Origin of the sequence: Serratia sp. NPDC078593, assembly GCF_050268245.1 — a bacterium.
GTDB lineage: Bacteria > Pseudomonadota > Gammaproteobacteria > Enterobacterales > Enterobacteriaceae > JBNNGK01.
In genome coordinates this window covers 1-1,256 of sequence record NZ_JBNNGK010000050.1, presented here as the reverse complement: position 1 = coordinate 1,256, position 1,256 = coordinate 1, and the positions used below count along the sequence as shown (strand labels likewise).

Annotated in this window: 1 protein-coding gene; it reads left to right on the top strand. The window is 48.6% G+C overall.

From position 1 onward, the window contains the following. Positions 1–73: 73 nt before the first annotated feature. Positions 74–1,248 (top strand): IS3 family transposase gene (locus tag ACQKDS_RS20185; protein WP_399674054.1). Its coding sequence is split into 2 segments (ribosomal slippage): positions 74–332 and positions 332–1,248, totalling 1,176 coding nucleotides; the frame shifts between segments, so codons are not numbered across the junction. The last annotated feature ends 8 nt before the right edge of the window (positions 1,249–1,256 follow it).

Genomic DNA, 1,256 nt, shown 5'->3' with positions numbered 1-1,256 from the left:
TGTAGTGGCACACTGAATTTGGCCACCTGAATAGAGGTGGTATCATCACCTCACAGTCAAAACAGGTGACATTATGACCGGACGTAACAGACGCAATTTTAGCCCCGAGTTTCGCCTCGAAGCTGCCCAGCTTGTACTCGATCAGCATTACACCGTTGCCGCCGCTGCTACGGCAATGAACGTCGGCAAATCCACAATGGACAAATGGGTTCGACAACTGAAAGAAGAGCGAGCGGGAAAATCACCCATGGCTTCACCCATGACACCTGAGCAGATTGAAATACGTGAGCTAAAAAAAAGACTTCAACGTGTTGAAATGGAAAGGGATATATTAAAAAAGGCTACCGCGCTCTTGATGTCAGACTCCCTGAACAATTCTCATTAGTTGAGAAACTCAGGGCGCGGTTTCCTGTTGCCGTTGTGTGCAACGTGTTTGGGGTTCATCGCAGCAGTTATAAATACTGGCGGCAGCCCAGGAAGCCTGACGCCACGAGAGTGGCATTACTGAGCCTTGTGCGTGAAGTTTATCGCGAAAGTAACGGCTCAGCAGGAGCGCGAAGTATTTCCGCGATGGTCACCACCAGAGGTATAAAACTGAGCCGCTGGCGGGCAACAAAGCTGATGAAAGCGCTCAATATTATTAGCTGTCAGCAACCGGGCCATCGTTATAAGAAAGCGTCTGAGAAGCACGTTGAGATCCCTAACTATCTGGATCGCCAGTTTGCTGTTACCGAGCCTAATCAGGCCTGGTGCGGTGATGTGACTTATATCTGGACGGGAAAACGCTGGGCTTATCTGGCTGTAGTACTCGATTTGTTTTCCCGTAAACCGGTTGGCTGGGCGATGTCATTTTCCCCTGATTCAGCACTGACAGGTAAAGCCCTGTCGGTGGCATGGGAAGCACGGGGAAAACCGGCTAATTTACTGTATCACTCGGATCAAGGCAGTCACTATACTAGCAGGAATTTCAGGCAGTTACTGTGGAGATATCAGATAAAGCAAAGTCTGAGTCGCCGGGGAAATTGCTGGGATAACAGCCCAATGGAACGGTTCTTCAGAAGCCTGAAAACAGAGTGGGTACCGGATAATGGCTACGCGAATTTTAGCCAAGCCAGCACGGCAATAATGAATTACATCACAGGATATTACAGCCAGCTCAGACCCCATCAATATAATGGTGGTTTGACGCCGAATGAATCAGAAAGATTGTTCTGGAAAAACTCTAAAACCGTGGCTAGTTTTTGTTGACCACTACA